Raw genomic sequence first — 24,652 nt, forward strand, 5'->3', positions numbered from 1 at the left:
CTTCCCTAATTATTTTCTCACTATAATCAATATCAAAATCCAGCAACAAAAGTGTGCCGTGTCTATAGAAACCTTGACCCCTCTTGAGATCGTTCCTCTTCTAGTGATCCCGCTGCTGGCGGGTGTGGCGCTGTACCTGTTTGTGCAGCTCAGACGGCGCGGCGCGGCACTCGACGCGGCACGCGCCTTTGCCGAGACGCAGCAGGCGGCGCTGCAGCAGCACGAGCAGCAGAGCATCCGCCTGAACGATACGCTGGCGTGGCGTGAACAGGAAGAGGCACGCCTTCACGACAGTCTCGAAGCAACGACGCTGAAACTCGAAAACGCGCGGCAGGCGCAGCAGGGGCTGGAGCGTGAATTCGCGGTGCTGCAGACCCGTTATGAGGAGGCGCAGAAGCAGCATGCGGAACAGCTCCGCCTGCTTGACGAGGCCAAACAGGCACTCAGCGCGCAGTTCGAGGGGCTGGCGCACAGGATCTTCGAACAGAAGGCCAAGACCTTCGACGCCGCGAACCAGCAGCAGCTGAAGTTGCTGCTGGGGCCCTTCCGCGAACAGATCGACGCTTTCTCCAAACAGACGCAGAGCCAGTACGTCGAAGAGAGCAAGGAACGCCACCTGCTCAAAAGCGAGATCGAGCGCCTCAAGGTCCTCAATGAACGGATCGCAGAAGATGCGCTCAACCTCACCAATGCCCTCAAGGGGGAGACGAAAACCCAGGGGAACTGGGGGGAGATCGTGCTGGAACGGGTTCTGGAGAGCTCGGGATTGCGGCCGGGGCACGAGTACGAGACCCAGGGGACCTACAAGGATGACAAGGGGAATATGCTGCGTCCCGACGTCGTCGTTTTCCTCCCCCAGGAGCGCTGCGTCATCATCGACTCCAAGGTCTCCCTTGTCGCCTACGAGCAGTTTATGAGCAGCGACGACCCCGAGCAGAAAGCCAAAGCGCTCCGCCAGCACCTCGTCTCGATCAATGCCCATATCAAAGGGCTCTCCGAAAAACGCTACGAAAACCTGCCGGGGATGCGGACGCTGGATTTCGTGCTGCTCTTCATGCCGATCGAAGGGGCCTTTCACCTGGCCTTGCAAAACGACAGCGGGCTCTTTAAAAAAGCGTACGATTCCCGGATCATTGTCGTCAGCCCCTCCACCCTGCTGGCGACGCTGCGTACCATCGAGAATATCTGGCGGACTGAGCAGCAGCAGCAAAACGCCGCTGAGATCGCGCGGCAGGCGGAGGCGCTTTATGACAAGTTTGTCGGGTTTGTCGACGATATGGACCGTATCGGCGACCAGCTCGCCAAAACCCAGGGGCAGTGGGACGCGGCGATGAACAAGCTCTCCAGCGGCAAAGGGAACCTGATCCGCCGGGCGGAGCAGATGAAGAAGCTCGGGCTCAGTCCGAAAAAGTCGCTGCCGGGCAGTGACGACGAGGGGACGGCATGAAACGTGACGGATGGATACCTTGGGTCACCGCCATTGTACCCGTCCTGTTCGCGCTCATTGCCGGTGCGATTCTCTATGCCGTGTTCGGGGTGAGCCTGCAGCAGGATGAAATGGTTATCGGGGCGGCATTGATCGCATTGATGACACTGCTTGCCGTTTTCGTTTCGGGGTACTGGGGATATGCGCTGCTTGTACGACACCGGGAACAGGTATATCTGCGCGACAATGCCCTGCGGGAGTTCAATGCGACCGTAGAAGAACGGGTGAAGGAGGCGGTGGAAGCACAGCGCCGCAGCGACCGTCTGGGGATACAGCGTTCGGTTACCCAGGCCATGGAGGAGACGCTCAGACTGCTTACCGGCCGCTGGCGTGAACCGCTGCAGCGGCTCGCTGCGCTGGGGGAAACGCAGGACGACCGGGACGGGCAGCTGGAGTCGACGGCGCTGATCGCCACTTCGATGCTTCAGAGTCTGGCGGAGTGGGAGGAGTTCTTCCGTCCCGATACCGTGCGCGAGCCGGTCGATCTTAGTGAAAGCGTCAACAGCGCGGTGGCATTACTGGCGCTGGAACTCGACGATGCAGCGATCCGGGTCGATACACACCTGGAGTGTTCCATGACGCTGCCCCTTTACCGCAATGAAGTCGTACGGGTGCTGATCAGTCTGCTGCGCAATGCCAAGGAGGCCCTGGTCGAACGGCGGATAAGCCTGCCGAGGATCACGATCGAATGTTATGAGACGGGACAGTTCATCGTGATCCGTCTGAGCGATAATGCCGGCGGGGTCGAAGTGAACATCGCCGACCGGATCTTTGAACCCTATTTTTCGACGAAGAGCCGTTCGGCGGGGCTTGGGCTCTATATGGCGCGTAACATTGCCGAAGAGCACTGCAACGGCGAGCTGACCTTTGACAACATCGACGAGGGTGCGTGTTTCTACCTCAAGGTCGGAAAACATCAGACCGAGGAGGGGGAGTGAAGAGACCGACGCTGCTGACCTGTTTCATCAAAGAGACGCGCTGGGTACCGACCCGGCATGAGGACGCCCTGCGCATTCTAGCAGAGGAGATGGAGGGGGCGGATCCTGAAGGGCTGCTCGCCTATGTCCTGGAGGCGACAAAAAGGGGAAAGACGGTAACGGTAGGCGAATGCCGGTTCCGGCAGGAGCTTACGGGTGGGGGACCTTCACCTTCGAGTTGAGCAGCCAGCCGATGAGCAGCATGGCCCCCATGACGATAGAAGCATTGGTGAGATCATAGGCGGCAGTGAGGTAGGCCAGCCAGAGCAGAATGGCTCCCAGCGGTGTGGGGACGCCGGTAAAGTATTTTTCGACGCTTCCCTCTTCGGCATTGATGTTGAACTGGATCAGCCGGCGCAGACCGCTGACGACGTAGTAGATGCTCACGGCCCCTGCAAGCAGCAGCATTACACCGTCAAGTCCCGCGTACACCGCCTGGAAGATCAGAAAGACGGGGACGAGCACGAAGGAGAGGAAGTCGGCAAAGGAGTCGAGCTGAATGCCGAACTCGTTCGAGAGGCGGTATTTCCGGGCGATTTTGCCGTCGAAAATATCGAAAGCCCCACCGATCCAGGCGAAGATGATGGCGGTAAAAAAGTTGTTCTGACTGATAAAATAGACGGCCAGGAGCCCGCTGGCAATGTTGACCATCGTAAAGAGGTTGGCCAGGTTGAAATGGTTGTCGGCACGGAACAGTGACTGCATAGATTTCCTTGATCTAAAAGGGGGAATTATAGCAAATTCTCCTCCCTCTTCGGCTAAGTGCGCCGCAGCAAGCGCGGCAGGTACGCCTCCCTTTAGATGCATTTAGTTATAATTATTATAAGTATATATTTAAATAAAGTGGCGTGAGTCGTTAAAGAGAAACGGGGGGAGTGATGCGAAAAGGCGTGCTGCAGATACTGGCGGGGTGCAGCCTCGCACTGGGTGCGGCGGAGATGACCGAGGAGATGATGACCGAAGAGGGGTGGTTCCACGGCAGACAGGCGGGGTGGGAGGACGACATGAACCGGAGTGCCCCTTCACTGCAGGGTGTCGAACTCTTTGGGACGCTCAGGGGGATGTGGATCGACGCCCACAGGGATAGCGTGCAGAAAACGGCCACGGCCGTCGGCGGCCGATTCGGCGTGCAAACGGCTGAATTTTACGGGGTCTCTGCGATGGCTGCGCTCCAGACGTCGCAGCGGTTCTGGGGCATCAACCCGACCGGGGCCGCCACCCTGCATCCGGAACTGTACGGCAGCGACGGTGAGCCTTTTACCTATCTTTCCGAAGCGCAGCTGCAATACCGGGTCGGCGACCTCCTATTGCGGGGCGGGCGGATAAAGGTCGAGACACCCTTCGCCGATCCGGACGATATCCGGATGGCCTGCAACACCTTTGAAGGGGTGAGCGCAGGGTATGCTCTCAACGACCGTTTGAGTGTCGACCTGCTCTATCTGGTGCGCTGGGCCGGGTTTGACAGCGGTGAGGCGCAGTCGGACTTTGTCCGGTTGGCGGAGGAGTCGGAGGGGCTCCTGGCGGCGGGGATGCTCTATACGCCAGCGGACGAGGCGGAAGTGTCGCTGTGGGCCTATCATGTCGACCGGCAATACGACCTGCTCTACGCGGAAGCCGTGGGGCGGCTCCATTTCCGGCCGCTGCTGCACCTGGAGTGGGGTCTGCAAGGGGCGCAGATGCATGCGCTGGCAGACTCCGGGATCGGGGGAAGCGTTTTGGGGGCCATGGGCATTCTGCACTACCGAAACCTCTACGGCGGCCTGGCCTACAACCGGGCAGTGGTGAGCGGGGAGGATGTCGTGACGGACGGGTTCGGGGGCGGTCCCTATTTCACCTCGCTGGACGAAGCGACGGTGGCGGCGGCGTCGGAGATCTTCCCCGGCCACAGCCTTTCGGTCTACCGTGTCGGCGGCGGAATCGGGCTCGGTGATGCGGGAGCAGGGGAGGGACTCCACCTCGAAGCGGTGTACGGGCTCTATGACCCCGACGCATCCCCCGCCTCGATCGCCGAGACGGACCTGCTGCTCTGGACGGAGGCGATCCCCCGTCTCCGCGTGGACATGGTGTTTTCAGATTTCGACGGCCGGCGCTGCGATCATCCCGGCTGTTTTGATTTTGAACGTTACTGGATCCGATTGGATTACAGTTTTTAGTAAACATTTATTTGATTTTTATTATCATTTAGAAATTACTACGAGACGGGATGCAGCAAACAGTGAAATTGACAGAGTGTATGAAAGGGTGCAGTGCCACCATAGTGAAACTGCATGCGCAGGGGCCTCTGAAGCAGCGTCTTGTCTCCTTCGGCGTGATGAAGGGGGCGCGGGTTGAGCTGATAGGCTTCGCCCCTGCCAAAAGTACCGTAGAGATCAAGATAGGGCGCATGCGCCTTGCCCTGCGCAAAGAAGAAGCCGAACTGATCGAGGTCACCACCGATGTCTAATACCGTCCCTGTCTGCCCTGTGACCGAGAAGCATATCCGCATCGCCCTTGTCGGCCAGCCCAACGTCGGAAAGAGTATGCTGATCAACGCTATCAGCGACGCCCGCCTGCACGTGGGCAATTTCAGCGGGGTCACGGTCGAGAAGTCCGAGGTCTTTTTCGACTACAAGGATTACCACTTCACCATCGTGGACCTGCCGGGCACCTACGCCTTCACCGACTACTCCATCGAAGAGCGGGTCACCCACGACTTCTTGTGCAACGAAGATTACGATCTGATGATCAACGTCGTCGATTCGACGAACCTCGAGAAGAACCTCCAGCTCACCGCCGAACTGATGACGATGAACAAGAAGATGGTGCTCGCGCTCAATATGAGCGACGAGGCGGACCGGGAGGGGATCCGGATCGATTACGACTATCTCTCGCAGCTGCTGGGCGTGACGGCCGTACGGGTCTCTGCGGCAGCCAAAATCGGGATCGACACACTGATCGAATCGGTCATTGAGGCCCATGAGACCGCCTACCAGGAGCCGAAGCTGATCTTTTCGCAGGCCGTGGAGGAGGAGATCGCCATTATCGCCTCCTACCTCGACGAGCACCGCTTCAAGGCGGCGATCTCCAACCGCAACATTGCGATCAACCTGCTTCAGAACGAGACGAAGACCTACCGCACCCTCCATGACCTGCCGCTCTGGACGGAGCTGCAGCCGCTGCTCATCGAGGCGGACAAGCACATCGAGACCCACCACGATACCGACGATGTCAAAGAGGTGTTCGCGGAGGAGTACGCGGCGTTCATCCGCGGGGTGATCACGGAAACGGTCCGGATGACCGAACAGCCGGTCGAGAAGAAAAGCCTTACCGAGCGGGTGGACGACCTGCTCATCCACCCGGTCCTGGGGATCCCGATCTTCCTCTTCCTGATGTGGGGGCTCTTCCAGCTCACCTTCGAGATCGGCAGCATCCCGATGGAGTGGATCGACGCCTTCTTCGGCTGGTTTGGCGAGACGGTGGGGGCGACGATCCCCAATGCCGACATCCGCTCCCTTGTCGTCGACGGTGTCATCGCCGGGGTGGGGGCGGTGGTCCTTTTCACGCCGAACATCATCATCCTCTTTATCGGGATCGCCCTGCTCGAATCGACGGGGTACATGTCGCGGGTCGCGTTCCTGCTTGATGGTATCTTCCACAAGTTCGGCCTGCACGGGCAGTCTTTTATCCCGCTCGTCACCGGGTTCGGCTGCTCCATCCCCGCCTACATGTCCGCGCGGATCCTGAAAAACGACAGCGACCGCCTGCTGACGCTCTTTATCATCGGCTTCATGAGCTGCGGGGCGCGTCTGCCGGTCTACGTGCTTTTTACCGGGGCTTTCTTCGCGCCGAGCGTGGCGGGTAACGTCCTTTTCGCCATCTATATCGCCGGGGCGATGATCGGGCTCGTCGCGGCGAAGGTCCTCAAGATGACGGCCTTCCGCGGGCAGGATGAACCCTTCGTCATGGAGATGCCCAAGTACCGTCTCCCCTCGGTCAAACTGATCTGGCACACGGTACTGACAAAGACGCTGATGTACCTGCGCAAAGCGGGGACCTTCATTGCCGGGGCGTCGATGCTGGTCTGGTTCCTCAGCAGCTACCCCCACTCCCATGAGATCGAGGCGGCGTACAGCGTGAAGATCGAACAGGCGGCCGACGAGCGTGCGGCGGCACACCTCACCGTCGAAGCGGATGCGGCCCAGCTGGAGCAGAGCTACCTGGGGCGTATCGGCAAGGCGATCGAACCGCTCTTTACCCCCATCGGGCTGGACTGGAAAATGGCCATCGCCCTGCAGACGGGGCTGGCGGCCAAAGAGGTGGTCGTCTCGACCCTCGGCGTTCTCTATGCCGTCGGCGAAGGGGTGACGGAAACGGACAAGACCCTCATCAGCGCCATCCGCGCGCATATCCCCTTCGCGTCGGCCGTCGCCTTTATCGTCGTGATCATGCTCTACCTTCCCTGCCTCGCGGCCTCGGTCGTCTTTACCCGGGAAGCGGGCGGGATCAGATATTTCTTCTACCTTTTCCTCTTTACGACGGCGACGGCCTATGCGCTCGCCTTCGTCGCCTACCATCTCACCCTTATGCTGACGGGGGCCGCAGCGGTGCTGCCGCACTAGGGGACCGTTAGCTAAAAGTTAATGCTGCTGGGATAGAATGCTCGCATGAAAAAGATATTGATGATTGAAGACGATCTGGAGCTCGCGGAGATCCTGACCGAGTACCTCGAGCAGTTCGGGTACGAGATCGAAACGGAGGACGACCCCTTCAAAGCGCTGAGCATTCTCAAGCTCAAACCCTACGATCTCGTCATCCTCGACCTGACACTGCCGGGGATGGACGGCCTGGAGGTCTGCGAAGCGATCCGCGAACGCCAGGATATCCCCATCATCATCTCGTCGGCCCGTTCGGACGTCACCGACAAGGTCAACGCCCTGGAGCTGGGTGCGGATGACTACCTCCCCAAACCCTACGACCCCCGTGAACTCGAAGCCCGCATCAGCTCGGTCCTGCGCCGCTACGCCGCGAAGACGGAGGCGAGACAGGCCGAGGAGCACCACAGCGACTTCAAGCTCGACGAAGGGGCGATGCAGATCAGCTACAAGGGGCGCGCGCTGGACCTGACCAACGCGGAGTACGGCATCCTCGCCTTTATGATCAAAAAAGAGGGGATGGTCGTCTCCCGCGAGGATATCATCCTCAACGTCAACGCGATTAACGAGGACTCCTCGAACAAAAGCATCGATGTCATGGTCGGGCGGATCCGCAACAAGCTCGGTGACAAATCCCTGATCGAATCGGTGCGGGGCATCGGCTACAAGCTTATCAAATGAGGCGCAATGCCGTCTTACTGACCATCCTTTTTGCCTTCGCGGTGACGCTGCTGAGCGTCACCTTCGTCTTCTGGGAGTTCTACAAGAACAACCGCGCCCAGTATATCGACAACATTTTCAACAAATACACCGTCATTACGCAGATCTACCGCGAGCATATGATGAAGCATACCTCCGAGGCAATCCTGGAGGCGAACCTTGCTGTCTACGGACTGTCGAACATCCAGGGGGACAAGGCGGTCCGCGCCGTTTTCGACAAAGCCGACGTCCTCAAGCGTGTCGGCTTCCAGGAGGTGGTGCGTACCATGCACTTCTCCCACGAGGCGATGCATGCCCTTGACCGGGTCAGCGATCTGCGGGCGACGATGCTGGAGTCGCAGGGGAAGATCTACTTCTTCCTGGAGACGCCCCAGGGCAGGTTCCTGCTGCTGGATGAACAGCTCCGTCCCTACTTCCCGACCCACCTGCTCAGCGCCTACCTGACGATCGTCTTCGTGATCGCCTGGGCGGTCTTTATCATCTGGCGCCGGATCCGCCCGCTGCGCCTGCTGACCAAGCGGGTGATCCGCTATGCCGAGGGTGACCGGAACGTCGTGTTCAGAATGAACGGCAGTAACGAGATCGCCATCCTCGCCAACGAACTGGAGCAGGCGCGCAAGAACATCAACACCCTGATCGAGTCCCGGACCCTTTTCCTTCGCAACGTGATGCATGAGCTCAAAACGCCCATCGCCAAGGGGCGGATCTCTGCGGAGCTGCTGGCCGACCCCAAGCACAAAGCACGTTTCAACAATATTTTCCTGCGCCTCGAGCAGCTTATCAACGAGTTCGCGATGATCGAAGAGGCCTCCTCCGGCTTCGGCAACAAGAACATCGGGACCTACCGGCTGGTGGATCTGATCGACGAGGCGATCGACCAGTCGATGCTGGAGCCGGAGATGGTCACCGTCGATGTGGACAGCAGCGAGCGGATGGCCTGCGATTTCACGATGATGGCGACGGTCATCAAGAACATGATCGATAACGGGGTGAAGTATTCGCCGGACAAACGGGTGTCCATCAGGATGGAGGGCAAAGAGCTTGTCTTCGAAAACCGGGGGGAGAAGCTGCGCCATCCGCTGCGCTATTACGTCGAGCCCTTTACGAAAGAGCACCCGGCGCGCAACAGCTTCGGACTGGGGCTCTACCTGGTCGATGCGATCCTGCACGCCCACGGGCTGCAGCTGGCCTACGCCTATGACGACGGGGTCAACCGCTTCTATATCACTGCGCTATGAGAGATCATACACCTCGTGAAGGGGCTTCGTCTTGCGCTTCTTGGTCCGTACAACGCTTTTATGGGTCCGGTTGTACTTGATCATCATGTAAAAGATGACCGTCAGGGCCACGGAAGCGCAGATCTCATAGCCGATCGCCCAGACGGCGGCGAACATGGCGATATCGAGGGCAAGGAAATTGTCGAAATTGCCCTTGGCGATAAAGATAAACAGAAAGATCAGGCCGGTGACGTAGGGGATAATGATAAAATAGAGTCCGAGAAACAGACGCTCATACCCCTCCGGTAACGGGAAGACCTTGGCGAGGTCGACTTGTTGTTGTGAGAACGGTTGCGGGTCGTCTTGACCCTCATGCGGGGGGTGTGTATGAATCATGGAACGAACTCCGGTATCAACTACCATTGATTTATAGCAAACTATAATATCACAAAGAGTAAGGAAATACAACGTGAAGCAAATTCTTGTCACCAACGACGACGGCTATGAATCGGAGGGGCTGCTGGCGCTGGTCGAAGCCTTGCGCCCCCACGGCCGGGTAACGGTGGTCGCGCCCTCGAGCGAAAAATCGGCCTGCGGCCACTCCCTGACCCTGTCGCACCCGCTCAGTTTCATCAGCGTCGGTGACGATTTTTACAAGCTTGACGACGGGACGCCGAGCGACTGTATCTACCTGGCCCTGCACTCGATGTTCGAGGAGCAGAAACCCGACCTCGTCGTCAGCGGTATCAACAAGGGCTCGAACATGGGCGAAGATATCACCTACTCCGGCACGGCGGCCGGGGCGATGGAGGCGGTGCTGCACGGGGTACCGGCTATCGCCGTGTCGCAGGTGATGGATTTTGAAAAGCCCCTGCCGGACTTTGCGCTGGCGAAGGAGACTATTTCCACCCTTGTGGAAAAGATCTTCGCCTCCGAATTCCCCCTGCCGCCGCGCCAGTTCCTCAACGTCAATATCCCGCCGGAGCTCACCTCTGCCGCGACGAAAGTGACCTATGCGGGGCACCGCTTTTACGCGAACGATGCCCACCTGCACCGTAATCCCCGGGGCAAAGAGTACTACTGGCTGGGGCTGCACCCCCTGGAGTACAAAGCCAGGGAGGGGCGCGAGGAGCTCTGCGATTTCGAAGCGGTGATGCAGGGGCACATCTCCGTCTCACCGATCATGCTGGACCTGAGCGCCTATGCGTCCATGCGCACGCTCGATGACTGGCTGGGAGTCTGAGCGTGCGCTATGAACGTTCCCGCATGCTCCTGGGAGAGGACTTTGAAAAGCTGCAGGGGGCCAAACTCCTGCTGCTGGGGGTCGGCGGGGTCGGCAGTTTCTGCCTCGACTGCCTGATCCGCTCCGGGGTGAACGACATCACCATCGTCGATTTCGATACCTATGACGAGAGCAACCAGAACCGCCAGCTCTGGAGCGAACACCACCTCGGCGAGTCGAAAGTCCAGGCGCTTCAGACCCACTATCCGCAGATCACCGTGATCGAAACGCGCATTGACGAGGCGTGGGTGGAAGCCTTCGACTTCGAGCCCTTCGACCTTGTGCTCGACGCCATCGACGATACGAAGGCGAAGCTGGCCTTGGCGCAGAAGTGCTATAAGAAACTGATCAGCGCGACGGGCTCCGCCAAGCGGCTGGACCCGACGAAAATCGAGGTGGGGACGATCTGGACGGCCCACGGCGACCGCTTCGCCTCCAAGCTGCGCTACGAGCTCAAAAAGCGCCGCTTCAGCAAGAAATACCCCGTCATTTTCAGCAGCGAGCCGCCGCGGGTGAAGGTCAAGGGGAGCTTTATGGGGGTGACCGCCGCCTTTGGCCTGACCATGTGCTCGCTGGCGGTACGGCGGCTCATCGGTTCAAAATGAGTGTCCGCGCCCCCGAGCTTGACCGCGGTACATGGATCGCTGGAGGGCCGCTTTCCCTGCGTGGGCTGCGTCCCCGGGCCGTGCTGCTCGACTTCTTCACCTTCGGCTGCATCAACTGTATGAACAACCTTCCGATGCTCACCCGGCTGCAGGCACGCTACGGCGACAGTCTACAGGTCATCGGGGTGCACAGCGGCAAATTCGCCCACGAGAAAACTGCCGACGCCGTTCGTGCCGCCGCCGCGCGTCTCGGGATCACTTACCCTGTATTGAACGACACAGAGGGCGCCCTGGTCGATCAATACGCGGTCAAGGCGTGGCCGACGATGGTCCTGGTCAATGCAGAGGGGTATATCGCGGCGACCTTCCGGGGGGAGGCGCAGGGGGTCGCCATCGACCTGGCGCTTCAAAAGCTGGGTCTGCTCCCGCGGGAGGGCGCGGCCGAACGTGCGGTGCCGCAGGGCCCGCTGCGCTTTCCCGAAGCCGTGCTGGTCTCGGATGAACAAACGTTCATATCCAACAGCGGGGGCGGGGATGTGCGCGAATATAACGCGTCGGGGCAGCTTGTCCGCCGTTTTACCCCCTTTCGTACCCCGGCGGCCCTGGCCCTCTCGGAGGGGATGCTCTATATCGCCGACCGTGCCGGCGGCAGTGTCTGCCGCATCGATCTGCGCAGTGAAGAGCGGACGGTGCTGTTCGAGCAGCTGCGCGCCCCGTCGGCACTCATAGTGGAGGAGAAGACGATCACTATTGCCGAAGCGGGGGCGCATACCGTCACGGTCTACGACAAGGCGACGCTGCGCCCGCTGCAGACCTACGGCAACCGCTTTGAAGCGCTGCGCGACGGGGCGGGGGAGGCCGCACAGCTGGCCCAGCCGATGGGGATGACGCGCTGCGACGACGGGACACTCTGGTTCGTCGATGCGGAGAGCTCGGCCCTGCGATTTATAGAGCACGGTCACGTGCAGACTGCCGTCGGTGAGGGACTGTTCACCTGGGGGGATTCGGACAGCGATCCGATCCTGCTGCAGCACCCCCAGGGCATCACCTGCGGCCGGATCGGGGACGGCTGCGGCGGTGGACGCCTCTTTATTGCCGATACCTATAACGGCAAGCTCAAGGTGTACGATCCCCAAAGCGGACGGATGATGACACTGATGGAAGGGCTGAACGAGCCCGCTGGATTGTGCAAGCAGGGGTGCAGCCTCTATATTGCCGAGAGCGGGGCGCACCGTATTATCAGGTACGATCTGTCGTCCATGACTTTCGAGTCCTTTATCGGCTAAAAGAGGGGAGGAGAGCATGGAGATTTATCTGCACACGCTGAGCTCGATGCTGGTGCTCACCGGTATCATTGTGCTCATCGCTTCCCTGCGCCGTTCGGGCATGTTCAGCCCCGATAACGGCACGCTGTTCGCCTCCCTCATCACACAGCTGACCCTGCCGGCCCTGATCTTCTATGCGCTTTCGCATGCCGCGTTGGAGTGGAAATATCTGCTCATCACGGGCCTGATGCTGGCGGGGGAACTGCTCCTGTTCGCGCTGGCCTGGGGTGCGGGCAGAGCGATGGGGCTCTCCGCGCCGAAAATGGGCAGCTTTATCCTGGCATCCGTCTTTGGGAGTTCCGCGCTGCTGGGATACGCCCTGGTGGCCGAGGTCTTTGGAAAAAATGCGGAGGCGATGGCCGAAGCGTCACTGGTTTCGGAGCTGGGGGTGGGGTTGCCGCTGTTCACGCTGGGGGCGATGATCGCCATGCACTACGGCAGCAAAAAAGCGCCGGGATCCGGCGGGGCAGGGGCCTTTTTCCGCTCGCCGATATTCATCGCCATTGTGGCGGGGAGTGCCTGGAGTGTTGCCGGACTGCCCGTGACCGGCATGGTGGCCGCGCCGCTCTTCGATGCGGTGCAGATCGTCGCGAAGGCCAATACGCTGCTGGTCACCCTGCTCGTCGGGGTCACCCTCGGATTCGACCGCCTCAGGGCGATCGCCGGTATCGCTGCGGTCGTGCTTCTCCTGAAGCTGGTCGCTTCCCCCCTCCTTATCGCATTGCCGGCCCACTATTTTGCGCTGGAACCGTGGCAGCTCCAGGTGCTGGTCATCGAATCCGCCATGCCTTCGGCCATGCTGAGCGTCGCCTTCGCCAAGCGCTACGGCTGCGACGTTCAGCTTGCCTCACAGCTGGTGTTCGCCACCCTGATCGGCAGCATGGTGACGGTGACGGTCATGATGCGTCTGCTGGGGTAGACACCCGCACCGTCAGAAGTGCAGATAGATGTAGTTGATCTCTTCGAGATAGACCCGCGAGTGGGTGCCGTCGTCCGGCATGCCGCTGATGCCGCTTTCATGCATGCTGAAATAGACGTAGTAGCTGTGTCCGGGTTTTGCGGTAAAGTGACTGACCCCTTTGGGGTGGTGATAAGTGTCCTTGACCTCCGCGACCGTATCCTGGTGGTGGTTGTAAAAGAGGGTGACCGCCTGCCCCTCGGTCGCATCCCAGACGCCGAAATGGACATAGGCATGGGCTTCGCTTGAACCTGCGCCGGTGTAGTAGCTGTTGGTGACCATATGGTATTTGGCATCATAGTCGATATAGAGCGTCCGCTCTTTGGCCCCATCGTAGTGAAAATGGCCCTCGAGCTCATAATGGCCGGTATATTCGTACTCCCCGTCGGCCCATCCGACGATCCCCGTTCCCCAGGGCGCGGTGCCGTAGGTATGGGAAAGATACATGCCGGTTGTCGAGGTGGTCCAGTATGACGAATCCTTGCCGAAGTGGTTCAGTGCGCTCCGCCGGAAAAAGGTCGTCTGGCCGTAGGTATAGTTCCCGTCGGGCTGCACGGTGTAGTTTTCGTCATAGCGCTGCACGGTGATGGTGCCGATGGCGTTCGAGGTTCCGAGTGACGCGATGTAGGGGTAGGGGTTCTGATCGAGGATTTCGTAGGTGCCGGGGGCGATCGGATCGGCGATCGTACATTCGTAGACGTTGTAGGCGGTTTCCGGTTTGATACGGTTGCCGTCCCAGTAGACGTAGGTGGCGCCGGGCACCGATCCGGAAGCCTGGGTACAGCTGAACTCCGAATACTTCAAGAAGGCGTCGGGGTTGGCGATGTAGAAGCTGTTGTCGCTGGGGATGTCCTGCGTCTCGAATACGAGGATACGCGGCCCGAACGTTTTGCTGCCGGAGGCCAGGAGGCGGTAGAATTCGGCGCGTTTGAGCAGCGCGGCCGCTTCGTCCGTGAAGTAGTCGTCACCGGACTTGTACGGCAGCGGGTTGGCATGCATCAGGGCCAGGCGGTAGGCATTGTAGATGAAGCTTTCGCCGTTGCCGGGATCGCCGAGCATCTCGTGAAGCTTCGTCTGGTAGCTTCCCATGTACTGCGCAACGGACGCGTTCCCCTCTTCGACGTGTTTGGCCTCGACGACGAGGTTTACCCCCTTGAGCTGGTTGACAATAAGCTGCGAGGTGTAGAGCTCCACGGCCTTGTAGGCGTCGGTCAGGGTGCCGTTGCCCTGGTTATGGCTGTCGTTGACGAAATTGGTGAAGTTGGTCAATGCCGGGGTTTTGGCGATATCGGGCGGGACGATGGCGTCGTGGATGGTGTTCACGTCGTTCTCGATGTGAAAATTATTAACGATGTGGTTGTCGATAAAAGCGTGGATCTCCGTCTGGTTCCCTTCGCCCGCCGCCACGCCGCCGAAGGTCGCGTTGAACTCGTCGTGCGTCGTGCCGATATCGGTGATGGCGTCGGTGGGGTCGAGGATGTTTTTGTTGATGATCTCCATATCGAGGTTGAGCTGTACCTTGAGGGAATCAAGGCTCTCCTTGATCGCCTGTAGATCGTTGAGGATGTCGTCTAGTTTGGCGTTCATGCTTTGAAGCAGTTGGTTCTCTTCGTCATCCCCCTGGCTTCCCCAGCCGATCTTCTCCAAGATCAGTCCCATGACCACCCCGCCGATATCCCCCGTCGCCCCGCCGATGAAGCCTTCGACCGACGTCCGGATGATCGACGCGAACATCGAGCCTCCCTCCTCTTCGGTCGCATTGACCTCTGCAGCGCGAGCGAACAGCACTTTTTGCATCGGGACTTCCGTTTCGATCTGCTGGGTCCAGGTCGTGCCCCCGTCACGGGTCAGCAGGATCTTCCCGATCAGCGGGTAGCCTGCCGACATGCCGGTGATGACGGCGTGCTGCGCATCGGCGGCATCGATCCCGACCAGGAACATATTGCCCGCGCCGCTGCTGTTCTGTTCGTTCCAATGCACGCCGGCGTCGGTGGTCAGGAAGATGTTGTCAAGGTCCATGGCGCTCCACCACTGCGTGCGGTCAAGCATGATGAGGTCGTTGATGTCGGCTCCGTCGACACCCCCGCTGACATCGATCAGACCGTTGGTCCAGGTCGTACCGCCGTCGGCGGTCGCACTGTAGTGGCCCCTTCCCCCGTAGACGACGATGTGATCTTTGTCGGTGGCCTTGACCCCGATCCACTCGTTGGTATTGTAGTTGTCCGGAAGCGTGATCGCTTCCCAGCTCTCACCCCCATCTAACGAACGGGAGACAAACCCGCCAGTACTGTCGGCGGGCTTTCCGACCGCATAGACCGTCAGGGTATCGATCGCTTTGATCCCCTGCACCATGCCGTATCCGAAGAGGGCGGGGTCCATTTTTTCCCAGTGGCGCGCAGCATCTTTCGTGTGGTAGACGCTGCCGTTGCTGCCGCTGACCCAGAACTCGTCGGGGGAGAGGGCGGAGATACCGTAGAACTCGACCGAGCTGTTCTGGTCGGGGAAGGTCGCGTATTTCTCCCAGGTCTGTCCGCCGTCAGCGGTATGGACCAGGGTCTGCGCCGTCCCGACCACCCAGACGTCGTCCCTGTCGGCGACGTAGAGGTTCTGGGCGTCGAACCCCTCCAGCATCGTGGCCTCGGCATTGGGCCGGTACCAACGCGTTCCGCCGTCGTCGGAACGGTAGAGGGCGGCGTAACCGCTGCTGTCGGCATTGCCGACGGCCCAGACAACGTCGCCGTTTTGGCCGCCCGACGAGGAGCCGCAGCCGGTGAACATGGCGACGGCGAACAGGAGGCCGAATCCCCCGCGCAAAAGAGTATGAAGTCGCATTGTTTTTCCTCGTTTGGTCTTTGTACCTATTGTCCTGCAACTTCCGTTAAAGGAGTTTTAATTTCATTGATTTTCATTTTTTAAAACTTGTGTGATACGGCATTGTCTGCAGCTTCGGATGATGATGAGGGATGGGGAAAAGGGAGTGCGGCACGGGGGAGGATGTGCGCCCCGGCGATGCCGGTCACACAGGGAAACGCTCCGGCGTCAGCTCTTGGCGGCCCCGAACATATCGATGTAGCAGGCCTCCGCCCAGCCGTAAATGTTGCGGGCATTCTCCAGCCCCTCTTCGCCTTTCCAGTGCTCATCGGTGACCGGGGTGGCGAATTCGAACTGTTTGTGCTTCGGGTTGTAGGCGTATTCGGAGTGGATAAAGATGCCATGTTCGGGAAAGGCGGAGACGGCGGAGATGCAGAGCGTCACCGGCGACATCCACTTCAGGGGAGCCTGTTTGTTGATCTTCGCGGCGAGCATTTTTGCGACGTTCTGCCCTTCGCTGAGCGACGTGTTCCCCGATTTGGAGAAGCCGGTGGGGCGGGCATCGCCGGTGACGTAGATGTTGGGATGGCCGCGGACCTCGTAGGTCATGGGGTCGATGTCCCCCTCGAGCCGGTTGTAGACGGTGTCTTTGGCGACCCCGCACATCTCCAGGAGTTTCCCGCCGCGGACATGGGGGTAGAAAGAGGCGTCGTCGAACGCGAAAGTGTCGAACTCGGTTTTGACGATCTTCTTGTCAAGGTCGATCTCCTCGATGACGGCGTTGGGTTCGTAGACGATGTACTCCTTGTAGAGCGCTTCGAACGCCGTATGGAAACCGTGGGCCTTGATCGTGATGTCGTTGTTCTCATCGAGCAGGAGCACCTTGCCCTTGATGCCGTTGTGCTTGAAATAGTCCGCAATGAGGCAGGCGCGCTCATAAGGGGCGGGCAGACAGCGGTAGTTACCGCCGGGGACGGTCATGAGGAAGGTGCCCCCCCGGAACTGGTGGATCTTGCGTTTGAGGGTCATATGCTCCGAGCCGGGGCGGAAGGCGGCGGGATACTCCTGGCTCAGGCGGTTCTGCAGCGCCGGGTCGTCGGTCCAGAAAGAGTAGTCGTAGTCGATGCCGGGGGCGAGCACCAGGTAGTCGTAGGCGATGTCGCCCATGGTCGTATGCAGGATGTTCTTTGCCTTGTCCACCCCTGTCGCCGCGGCGTGGAAGTAGGTGTAGCCGTGCTGCTGTGCGGCCTGGTAGTAATCATGGGTGATGAACTCCAGGTCGACCTTGTCCACCAGCCACATATTGCTGACGGGGCAGGAGATGAAGACGTCGCGCTGCTCGACGAGGACGACCTCGGCCGTTGGGGCGAAGAGCCTGGTGTACTTGGCCAGGCTGAGCCCCGACCAGCCGCCGCCGACCACGACGACACGGGGGCCTTTGGATTGCGGCAGCGGGGCCGGGTTACCGGCTGTTTTGGCTTTCGGGACCGTTTGGGCGGCTTCGGCGGCCGTGCCGGTCGCGACGGCCGCGGCAAGGGCTCCGCCGAATTTCAGGGCGTCTCTGCGGGAAAATTTCATGATAATGACTCCGGTATAGTGGGATCGGGTAGGGACCTTCTGTTGGACGTTTCGGGTACGCTTGAAACCAAAATGGTAGACTAAAATCGATTAACCTGCCGTTTCGCCCCGGCGGCGTGCGTTGGCAAGGGAGGGGGATTGTGCGCTATAATTCATCTAAAAACGAGGAATGATTTTGAGCCAGGCACAACCGATGACCCGTTTCGGATACGAAAAACTGCAAGCGGAGCTGAACCATCTTAAAACGGTCGAACGTCCGGCGATCGTCAAGGCGATCGAGGAGGCCGTGGCCCTGGGGGACCTGAAGGAGAACGCGGAGTACCATGCCGCCAAGGAGCGCCAAGGGCAGATCGACGACCGTATGGGCGAACTCTCCGAGCTGTTGGGCAATGCGCAGATCGTCGACCCCTCCACCCTGGAACACAGCCGCGTCAGCTTCGGCTCGACGGTCGTGCTGTGCGACATGGACACCGATGAAGAGATGACCTATACCATCGTCGGCGGCTGTGAGAGCAACCCCGAACTGGGGCTGATCTCTTTCGCTTCGCCGCTGGCCAAGCAGCTGCTGGGCAAGGAGGAGGGCGACGAGCTCAAGGCCAAGCTGCCCGGCGGGATGAAGGAGTTCGAGGTCATCGAAGTGAAATACCAGGAGATTGTTTTTGAGTGCCATGATTAACGTCGCCGTCATCGGCGCCAGCGGTTACACCGGCCTGGAACTGGTCAAGATCCTGGTCGGGCACCCCCGGTTTGAACTCGCCTACGTGGCGACCAGCGAAGGCGGGATGCGCCTGACCGAGTTGCACCCGGCGATGCAGGGGATCTTTGAGTGCGATGTGCACAAAGCGGACGCCGCGGCCGTGGCGGCTTCGTGCGAGCTGGCGTTCCTCGCCCTGCCGCATATGACGGCGATGGGGTTCGTCAAAGAGCTGATGGCGCTGGGGGTCAAAGTCGTCGACCTCTCCGCGGACTACCGCCTGAAACGCGAGACGTACGAGGCCCACTACGTGCCGCATACCGACCCGGAGAACCTCGAACACGCCGTCTACGGCCTGCCCGAACTCAACCGCGAGGCGATCAGATCCGCACGGCTCGTTGCGAATCCGGGCTGCTACCCGACCGCTTCGATCCTCGGCCTGCTTCCGTTCGTCGACTATATGGATGAAGCGTTTCCGGTCTTTATCGACGCGAAGAGCGGCGTCAGCGGGGCGGGCAAGAAGTGTACGACCAGTACCCATTTCGTTTCGATCAATGAGAACATCTTCGCGTATAAACCGTTCGAGCACCGCCATGAACCGGAGATCGGGGAGAAGCTCTATCTCAAAAGCGGGAAGACGTTCGATATCAACTTCGTCCCGCACCTGATCCCGGCGACGCGGGGCGAGCTGATCGACGCCTACGCCCTGCTCAAAGAGGCGATCGACCCGATCGCCGTCCTGAAGGCGTACTATGCCGACGAACCCTTCGTACGTGTCTTTGAAAACCCGGTCGATATCAAAGCCTGCTCGGGGACGAATTTCTGCGATATCTACGCCAAGGTCCGCGGGAAGAAGCTCTATGTCAACAGCAGCGTGGACAACATTGTCCGCGGCTCCTCTTCCCAGGCCGTTGCCAACGCGAACCTGATGATGGGACTGGAGGAGAACACGGGCATTCCGACCATCGCCTATGTCCCGTGATCCCTACGAGCTCCTCCCCGGCGCCCTGCTGATCAGCGACGCCCACTACTCCGCGACACGACCGCAGATGCTCTCGTTGCTGCAGGCGATCGAGGCGGGGCGGCTGGAGGTCCCGCAGCTGCTGCTGATGGGCGATATCTTCGATCTGCTGTTCGGGCAGATCAAGGTGACCCATGCGATGAACGCGGAGGCCGTTGCGGTGCTGCAGCGTATCAGCCGCCGCCTCCCCGTGCTCTACCTCGAAGGCAATCATGACTATAACCTTGCCGCGCTCTTCCCCGAAGCCACTGTCGTACCGCTCTCACGCCAGCCGTTTGCCTGCCGCTGCGCCGAGCGCACTCTCCTCCTGGCCCACGGCGATTTCAACCAGCCGCTCTCCTACCGGATCTATACGGCGCTGATACGCAACGGCGCAGTGCTGCGTTTGTTGGGCGTCATCAACCGCCTGACCGGCAACGGGATCATCACCAGGCTCGAGGCCTATCTTGAGCGGAAGAACCACTGCCACACGATGACGGGGTACGAGGCGTTCGTCCGGGCGCATCTCGCCCCGCTCGCACTTGAGGGCGTCGATGTGCTCATTGAGGGGCACTACCACCAGGGGGTCGCCTATGACTTCGAAGGGCTGCGCTATTTCAACCCGGCCGCATTTGCCTGTAATCTTCGCTATGCTATCGTTAGAAACGATCAAAACGGTTTTGCCCTGCAGACGCAGGAGTGGAACGAGGGGTAGGAGCAATGGCGCAGCTGCAGATCGAAAAGAGCGGACACGGGATAACGCTGCACTGCAGCGGTCCGTGGCATGCCACGACGCTTGACGCGGTTGCCGGGACGATCAGCGGGGAGCTGGCACGCCTGAAAGAGTATGAGGTCGTCCTCGACCTTTCCGCCGTGACGGGCATCGATACGGCGGGTGCGCTGCTGCTGCAGAAGCTGCAGCGCAGTCTGGAAGCTGCGAACAACCTTGTGGTGATACGGGGTGCGGATGCCCATACCGAGCGGGTGATGGCGATGACGCAGCGCTACGGCCACCCCGATGCCGACTTCGCCGTTCCCGTCCCCGGTGTGCTGGCACAGACGGGACGGAACGCGCTCGAGGTCGTCGCCAACGGTGCGGGGATCGTCGCCTTTGTCGGCCGGACGTTCATGGCACTGTTGCACCTGCTGTCGCGCCGGGTGGGGTTCCGCTACAAAGAGACGGGCTACCAGATGATGGAGAGTGCCATCAAGGCCCTTGGCATCATCGCGCTGACGATGTTCCTCGTCGGTGTCGTCGTCGCCTACCAGTCGGCGGTGCAGCTCAAAACCTACGGCGCGAATATCTTCATCGTTGATGCGCTGGGCATCTCCATTCTCCGTGAACTCGCCCCGATGCTGACGGCCATTGTCGTTGCCGGACGCAGCGGCTCCTCCTACGCCGCGCAGATCGGAGTCATGAAAATGACCGAGGAGATCGATGCAATGCGGACGATGGGGTTTGACCCCTATGCCTTTTTGGTACTGCCGCGCCTCTTCGCCCTCATTATCATGATGCCGATCCTCATTTTCTTCGCCGACGGCTTCGGTATGCTCGGCGGCATGCTGATCGCGCATACGGAGCTGGGGCTCTCCGTGACGCTTTTCACGGACCGTTTCACCGAAGCGGTGGCACTGAAGCATTTCTGGGCGGGCTTGGTGAAGGGGCCGTTTTTTGCCGTACTGATCGCCTCCATCGGGATCTACCGGGGCCTGCAGGTCAAAAACGATACGGAGAGTATCGGGATCAATACGACCAAAAGCGTCGTGGAGGCGATCTTCGCCGTGATCATCTGCGATGCGCTCTTCTCCATCGTCTTTACAAAGCTGGGGTTCTAGATGGGGGCGGTGATCGAGGTCGATAACGTCGTGACGCGTTTTGGGGAGCGCCTGGTGCACGACGGGGTGTCACTGCACGTCAATGCCGGGGAGATCTACGGTTTTCTCGGCCCCAGCGGCTGCGGCAAATCGACGCTGATGCGTGAGATCATTCTGCTTGAGCCGCTCCAGAGCGGCAACATCCGTCTCTTCGGGGAACCGCTGAACTCCCTCTCCTTCGACGCGGCCCAGGCGCTGCGGCGCCGGTGGGGGGTGCTGTTCCAGTCCAATGCCCTTTTCACCTCGCTGAACGTCGCCGAAAACATTGCCGTGATGCTCAAGGAGTACACGGAACTTCCGGCGGCCCTGATCGACGAGATCGTCGCGTTCAAACTCGACATCGTCGGGCTCACGCCCAACGAGGGGAAGCTCTACCCCTCCCAACTCAGCGGGGGGATGAAAAAGAAGGTGGCCCTGGCCCGGGCCCTTGCCCTGGACCCGCCGCTGCTATTCCTGGATGAACCCACCTCGGGACTCGACCCCGTGTCGGCGCGGGAGTTCGATGCCCTGATCATGCGGCTGCGGGACATGCTACAATTAACCGTAGTAATGGTGACGCACGACCTCGCGTCGATCGAGACGACCCTTGACCGTATGGCGATCATCGATGAGCGGCGTATCGCCGCCGAAGGGACGCTTTCGGAGGTGAAAGAGGTGCCGAGCCCCTTTATACGTACTTTTTTTGGAGGTGACGTGTCGTGAACGCCAAGACGAACGAGACGGTCGTCGGAATTTTTGTGCTGCTCTCGCTGGCGCTGATGGCTTTTTTCGTCATCTGGATGCTGCAGCCGGCAAAACAGGATGAGCTGCAGCGCTACCGCATCGACTTCGGGGAGTCGGTATCGGGGCTGAATATCGATTCGCCGGTCAAGTTCCGCGGCGTGACGGTCGGGAAAGTCAGTGCCATCCGCATCAGTCCCAAAAATATCGAGAAGATCGAGGTCATCATCGATGTCTGGAAGACGACCCCGGTGAAAACCGATACGATCGCCATGCTCAAATCCCAGGGCATTACGGGCTTGAGCTATGTGGACCTGAGCCGCGGGAGCGAGGCGGCCCCGCTGCTCAAACCCGAGGGGGAGGAGACGGTCCCGACCATCCCGTTCGAACCCTCCTTCTTCGTGACGCTGGAGCGCACTTTCGGCTCGGCATCCGATAACATCTCGGAGCTTCTGCTGCGCCTCAAAGAGCTGATCGGCGAACAGAACCAGGTGGAGGTGACCCGGCTGCTGCACCACAGCGCGAATGTCGCGGAAAAACTGGACGAAGGGTTGACCGCGGAACGGTTTGCACGCCTGGACGAGACCGTGCGGAAACTGGGAAGGCTGGTGGCGAACCTCGATGCACGGACGAAAGCGCTCCCGCAGCTGCTGCAAAGCGGTGATGCCGCGATGGGACAGGCCAGAGTCTCGCTCGCTTCCCTGCAGGAGAGTTTCGCCTCCATGGCCGAAGCGCTGCGGGTGATCAACGCGCGCAACAAGAACGGCGATTACAGTATCAAAGAGACGATGGGGCCGGGGATGGCACAGTTTGAAGTGACGATGCGCCAGATGGAGCAGAGCCTGGTGTTGCTCAACCAGATGCTGCTGCGTTACGGTGAGAACCCTTCGGATATGCTCTTTGAACATCAACCGCCGCAGGTGGGACCGGGAGAAGCAAGATGAAATGGGTAATCGGAATCCTGATAGCAGTGTTGATCGGCGGCTGCAGCGTGACGCGCGAAGCGCCGCCGGTGCAGAGTTACCGGCTCGACGGCGGGGCGATGATCACCGTTGCCGGGGCGGAGGGGTGCCATGAACGTGTGATCCGCATCGCCCTGATCGAGGCCCCGCAGTGGCTGGAGGGGACGGCGATCCATTACGCCGGGACGGACCACCGTTTCTACCGCTATACCCGTGCACGCTGGGAACAGTCCCCGGTGCAGCAGATCCAGCAGATGATCGAGAAGAGCGTCATTGAAAGCGCGCTGTTTGACGGGGTTGTGCCCTACAAGTCCCTGGCCAAGAACGACTGGCTGCTGGAAGTGCGCATCGAACAGATGCTGCAGACGATCGGTGAAACGGGGGCGGGCGAAACGGAACTGATGCTCTACGCGGTGCTCGTGGACCAGTACAGCCGGCGCATCCTGGCGCAGAAGAGCTTCACCTACCGGCAGCAGAGCAGCGCGGCGGACGTACGCAGTGCGGTGAAGGGGTGGAACGAGGGTGTCTCCGCGTTCAAAACGGCGCTGATCGCATGGCTCGCACAGCAGTGCGGGACGCAGGAAAAGGTTAACCGCAGCGATGTCGATCTTTGACCGCGTCACGGAGCGCAGCGGCGGTAACGCCGAAAAGTACGCCCTGCGCCAAAAGCTTTTCGGCACCGAAGACGTGCTGCCGATGTGGGTGGCCGACATGGATATCGAGACCCCGCTCTGCGTCCGTGAGGCCGTACTGCGGCGGGCGGAACACGCGGTGTACGGCTACGAGGAGATGCCCCGCAGCGCCTTTGAAGCCCAGTGCGGCTGGATGGCGCGCCGCCACGGGGTGACGCTGGAGCCGGAAGATCTCCTGTACTCGCACTCCGTGGTCGCTTCCATCTCCGCGGCCATTGCCGCCTTTACCGCGCCGGGCGACGAGGTTGTCGTCCAGCCCCCGATCTATCCCCCCTTCGTCAGTACGGTCCGCCATAGCGGCCGAAAAGTGCTCTCCAACCCGCTGCGGCAGGATGCGGAGGGCATCTACCGTTTCGATCTGGAATGGCTAGAAAAACAGATCACGCCGAAAACGAAACTCCTGCTGCTCTGTTCGCCCCACAACCCCGTCGGGCGTGTCTGGGAACGTACGGAACTCGAAGCGCTGGCGGAGCTGTGCCTGCGCCACGGCATCAGGGTCTTTGCCGACGAGATCCATTCGGACCTGGTCTTTGCGGGCCATAACCATACACCTTTTATATCGCTGGGCGACGCCGTCCGCGCGATCACACTGACGGCGATCGGGCCGGGCAAGACGTTCAATATCGCGGGCCTGGCCGTTTCGACCGTGGCGATCACGGATGCAGGGATGCGGGCACAGTTCAAAGCGGTTTACGACACGATCCATTTTGCCCAGGGGACGGTCTTCGGCCATGTCGGTTTCGAAGCGGCCTACCGTGAGGGGGAAGGGTGGCTGGAAGCGCTGCTCGTGCACCTGCAGGGCAATCTCGACAGGCTCGCCGCGCTGCTGGGCCGCTATGAAGCGATCGGTTTCCGGCCGCCGGAAGGGACCTATCTCGCCTGGCTGGATTGCCGGCAGATGGGGTTTGATTCCGACAAGGCCCTGCGGGAGTTCTTTATCGGCGAGGCACGCCTCGGGTTGAGCCCCGGCATATCGTTCGGACGGGAGGGGAGCGGGTTCATGCGCCTCAACTTCGCCGTGCCGACGCCGACGATGGATGCGGCATTGGAGCGGCTGGGAGGGGCGCTGGAGCGCTTCTAGCCGGTGCCGGGTCTGTAACGGGACCGTAATCTCTTTTG

General features: G+C 60.3%; 24 protein-coding genes. 20 read left to right on the forward strand and 4 right to left on the reverse strand.

The window, feature by feature from the left end; genetic code table 11:
• Nucleotides 1-58: 58 nt before the first annotated feature.
• Genes ACXWTF_RS10105 through ACXWTF_RS10115 form a run of 3 tightly spaced genes read left to right on the forward strand, consistent with a single transcriptional unit; the run spans nucleotide 59 to nucleotide 2,645 of the window.
• A complete protein-coding gene (locus ACXWTF_RS10105; RefSeq protein ID WP_461714868.1) occupies nucleotides 59-1,447 on the forward strand; it encodes a DNA recombination protein RmuC in 1,389 nt (462 codons plus the stop codon).
• A complete protein-coding gene (locus ACXWTF_RS10110; protein WP_461714869.1) occupies nucleotides 1,444-2,424 on the forward strand; it encodes a sensor histidine kinase in 981 nt (326 codons plus the stop codon). The genes ACXWTF_RS10105 and ACXWTF_RS10110 overlap by 4 nt, the downstream gene beginning before the upstream one ends.
• A complete protein-coding gene (locus tag ACXWTF_RS10115; RefSeq protein ID WP_461714870.1) occupies nucleotides 2,421-2,645 on the forward strand; it encodes a hypothetical protein in 225 nt (74 codons plus the stop codon). The genes ACXWTF_RS10110 and ACXWTF_RS10115 overlap by 4 nt, the downstream gene beginning before the upstream one ends.
• Here the strand turns inward: ACXWTF_RS10115 and ACXWTF_RS10120 are convergent.
• Nucleotides 2,614-3,168, reverse strand: coding sequence for a CDP-alcohol phosphatidyltransferase family protein (locus tag ACXWTF_RS10120; RefSeq protein ID WP_461714871.1), 555 nt, complete (start codon nucleotides 3,166-3,168; stop codon nucleotides 2,614-2,616). The two genes, ACXWTF_RS10115 and ACXWTF_RS10120, sit on opposite strands and share 32 nt — an antisense overlap.
• A gap of 173 nt (nucleotides 3,169-3,341) precedes the next feature.
• On the opposite strand from ACXWTF_RS10120, the gene ACXWTF_RS10125 reads away from it, so the two are divergent.
• The 5 genes from ACXWTF_RS10125 (at nucleotide 3,342) to ACXWTF_RS10145 (ending at nucleotide 9,052) form a co-directional block, all read left to right on the forward strand.
• Nucleotides 3,342-4,616: an OprD family outer membrane porin gene (locus tag ACXWTF_RS10125; protein WP_461714872.1), complete on the forward strand. Its 1,275-nt coding sequence runs from the start codon at nucleotides 3,342-3,344 to the stop codon at nucleotides 4,614-4,616.
• A 62-nt stretch (nucleotides 4,617-4,678) separates the two neighbouring features.
• Nucleotides 4,679-4,906: a FeoA family protein gene (locus ACXWTF_RS10130; protein WP_461714873.1), complete on the forward strand. Its 228-nt coding sequence runs from the start codon at nucleotides 4,679-4,681 to the stop codon at nucleotides 4,904-4,906.
• On the forward strand, nucleotides 4,899-7,061 hold the full coding sequence (gene feoB / locus ACXWTF_RS10135; RefSeq protein ID WP_461714874.1) for a ferrous iron transport protein B: 2,163 nt from the start codon (nucleotides 4,899-4,901) through the stop codon (nucleotides 7,059-7,061). The genes ACXWTF_RS10130 and feoB overlap by 8 nt, the downstream gene beginning before the upstream one ends.
• A gap of 45 nt (nucleotides 7,062-7,106) precedes the next feature.
• On the forward strand, nucleotides 7,107-7,775 hold the full coding sequence (locus tag ACXWTF_RS10140; protein ID WP_345985120.1) for a response regulator transcription factor: 669 nt from the start codon (nucleotides 7,107-7,109) through the stop codon (nucleotides 7,773-7,775).
• Nucleotides 7,772-9,052, forward strand: a complete 1,281-nt coding sequence (locus ACXWTF_RS10145) for an ArsS family sensor histidine kinase (RefSeq protein WP_461714875.1) — start codon at nucleotides 7,772-7,774, stop codon at nucleotides 9,050-9,052. The genes ACXWTF_RS10140 and ACXWTF_RS10145 overlap by 4 nt, the downstream gene beginning before the upstream one ends.
• On the opposite strand, the gene ACXWTF_RS10150 is transcribed toward ACXWTF_RS10145, so the two are convergent.
• Entirely contained in the window at nucleotides 9,047-9,427 is a 381-nt protein-coding gene (locus ACXWTF_RS10150; protein WP_461714876.1) for a hypothetical protein, read from the reverse strand. The genes ACXWTF_RS10145 and ACXWTF_RS10150 overlap by 6 nt on opposite strands.
• Before the next feature lie 73 nt (nucleotides 9,428-9,500).
• Between ACXWTF_RS10150 and surE the strand changes: the two genes are divergently transcribed.
• Genes surE through ACXWTF_RS10170 form a run of 4 tightly spaced genes read left to right on the forward strand, consistent with a single transcriptional unit; the run spans nucleotide 9,501 to nucleotide 13,162 of the window.
• Entirely contained in the window at nucleotides 9,501-10,274 is a 774-nt protein-coding gene (gene surE / locus ACXWTF_RS10155; protein WP_461714877.1) for a 5'/3'-nucleotidase SurE, read from the forward strand.
• Nucleotides 10,275-10,276: 2 nt separating this feature from the next.
• Nucleotides 10,277-10,918, forward strand: a complete 642-nt coding sequence (locus ACXWTF_RS10160; protein ID WP_461714878.1) for a tRNA threonylcarbamoyladenosine dehydratase — start codon at nucleotides 10,277-10,279, stop codon at nucleotides 10,916-10,918.
• Nucleotides 10,915-12,204, forward strand: a complete 1,290-nt coding sequence (locus ACXWTF_RS10165; protein ID WP_461714879.1) for a redoxin domain-containing protein — start codon at nucleotides 10,915-10,917, stop codon at nucleotides 12,202-12,204. The genes ACXWTF_RS10160 and ACXWTF_RS10165 overlap by 4 nt, the downstream gene beginning before the upstream one ends.
• A gap of 16 nt (nucleotides 12,205-12,220) precedes the next feature.
• Entirely contained in the window at nucleotides 12,221-13,162 is a 942-nt protein-coding gene (locus ACXWTF_RS10170) for an AEC family transporter (RefSeq protein WP_461714880.1), read from the forward strand.
• A 12-nt stretch (nucleotides 13,163-13,174) separates the two neighbouring features.
• On the opposite strand, the gene ACXWTF_RS10175 is transcribed toward ACXWTF_RS10170, so the two are convergent.
• Together ACXWTF_RS10175 and ACXWTF_RS10180 are read right to left on the reverse strand one after the other, a co-directional pair.
• Nucleotides 13,175-16,033 carry a WD40/YVTN/BNR-like repeat-containing protein gene (locus tag ACXWTF_RS10175; RefSeq protein WP_461714881.1) on the reverse strand — a complete coding sequence of 953 codons (2,859 nt, stop codon included), beginning with the start codon at nucleotides 16,031-16,033 and terminating at the stop codon, nucleotides 13,175-13,177.
• A gap of 207 nt (nucleotides 16,034-16,240) precedes the next feature.
• Nucleotides 16,241-17,590: an FAD-dependent oxidoreductase gene (locus ACXWTF_RS10180; RefSeq protein ID WP_461714882.1), complete on the reverse strand. Its 1,350-nt coding sequence runs from the start codon at nucleotides 17,588-17,590 to the stop codon at nucleotides 16,241-16,243.
• A gap of 175 nt (nucleotides 17,591-17,765) precedes the next feature.
• On the opposite strand from ACXWTF_RS10180, the gene greA reads away from it, so the two are divergent.
• From greA to ACXWTF_RS10220, 8 genes are read left to right on the forward strand one after another with little or no spacing between them, the layout of a single operon-like run.
• Nucleotides 17,766-18,266, forward strand: coding sequence for a transcription elongation factor GreA (gene greA / locus ACXWTF_RS10185; protein WP_461714883.1), 501 nt, complete (start codon nucleotides 17,766-17,768; stop codon nucleotides 18,264-18,266).
• Entirely contained in the window at nucleotides 18,259-19,266 is a 1,008-nt protein-coding gene (gene argC, locus ACXWTF_RS10190; protein ID WP_461715090.1) for an N-acetyl-gamma-glutamyl-phosphate reductase, read from the forward strand. The genes greA and argC overlap by 8 nt, the downstream gene beginning before the upstream one ends.
• Nucleotides 19,256-19,999, forward strand: coding sequence for a UDP-2,3-diacylglucosamine diphosphatase (locus ACXWTF_RS10195; protein WP_461714884.1), 744 nt, complete (start codon nucleotides 19,256-19,258; stop codon nucleotides 19,997-19,999). The genes argC and ACXWTF_RS10195 overlap by 11 nt, the downstream gene beginning before the upstream one ends.
• Before the next feature lie 5 nt (nucleotides 20,000-20,004).
• Nucleotides 20,005-21,120: an MlaE family lipid ABC transporter permease subunit gene (locus ACXWTF_RS10200; RefSeq protein ID WP_461714885.1), complete on the forward strand. Its 1,116-nt coding sequence runs from the start codon at nucleotides 20,005-20,007 to the stop codon at nucleotides 21,118-21,120.
• Complete coding sequence (locus ACXWTF_RS10205; RefSeq protein ID WP_461714886.1) at nucleotides 21,121-21,861, forward strand: ABC transporter ATP-binding protein; 741 nt, start codon at nucleotides 21,121-21,123, stop codon at nucleotides 21,859-21,861.
• Nucleotides 21,858-22,823: an MlaD family protein gene (locus ACXWTF_RS10210; protein ID WP_461714887.1), complete on the forward strand. Its 966-nt coding sequence runs from the start codon at nucleotides 21,858-21,860 to the stop codon at nucleotides 22,821-22,823. The genes ACXWTF_RS10205 and ACXWTF_RS10210 overlap by 4 nt, the downstream gene beginning before the upstream one ends.
• Nucleotides 22,820-23,455 carry an ABC-type transport auxiliary lipoprotein family protein gene (locus ACXWTF_RS10215; protein WP_461714888.1) on the forward strand — a complete coding sequence of 212 codons (636 nt, stop codon included), beginning with the start codon at nucleotides 22,820-22,822 and terminating at the stop codon, nucleotides 23,453-23,455. The genes ACXWTF_RS10210 and ACXWTF_RS10215 overlap by 4 nt, the downstream gene beginning before the upstream one ends.
• Nucleotides 23,442-24,614, forward strand: coding sequence for a PatB family C-S lyase (locus tag ACXWTF_RS10220; RefSeq protein WP_461714889.1), 1,173 nt, complete (start codon nucleotides 23,442-23,444; stop codon nucleotides 24,612-24,614). The genes ACXWTF_RS10215 and ACXWTF_RS10220 overlap by 14 nt, the downstream gene beginning before the upstream one ends.
• Nucleotides 24,615-24,652: the final 38 nt, after the last annotated feature.

It is taken from the genome of Thiomicrolovo sp. ZZH C-3 (assembly GCF_054862725.1).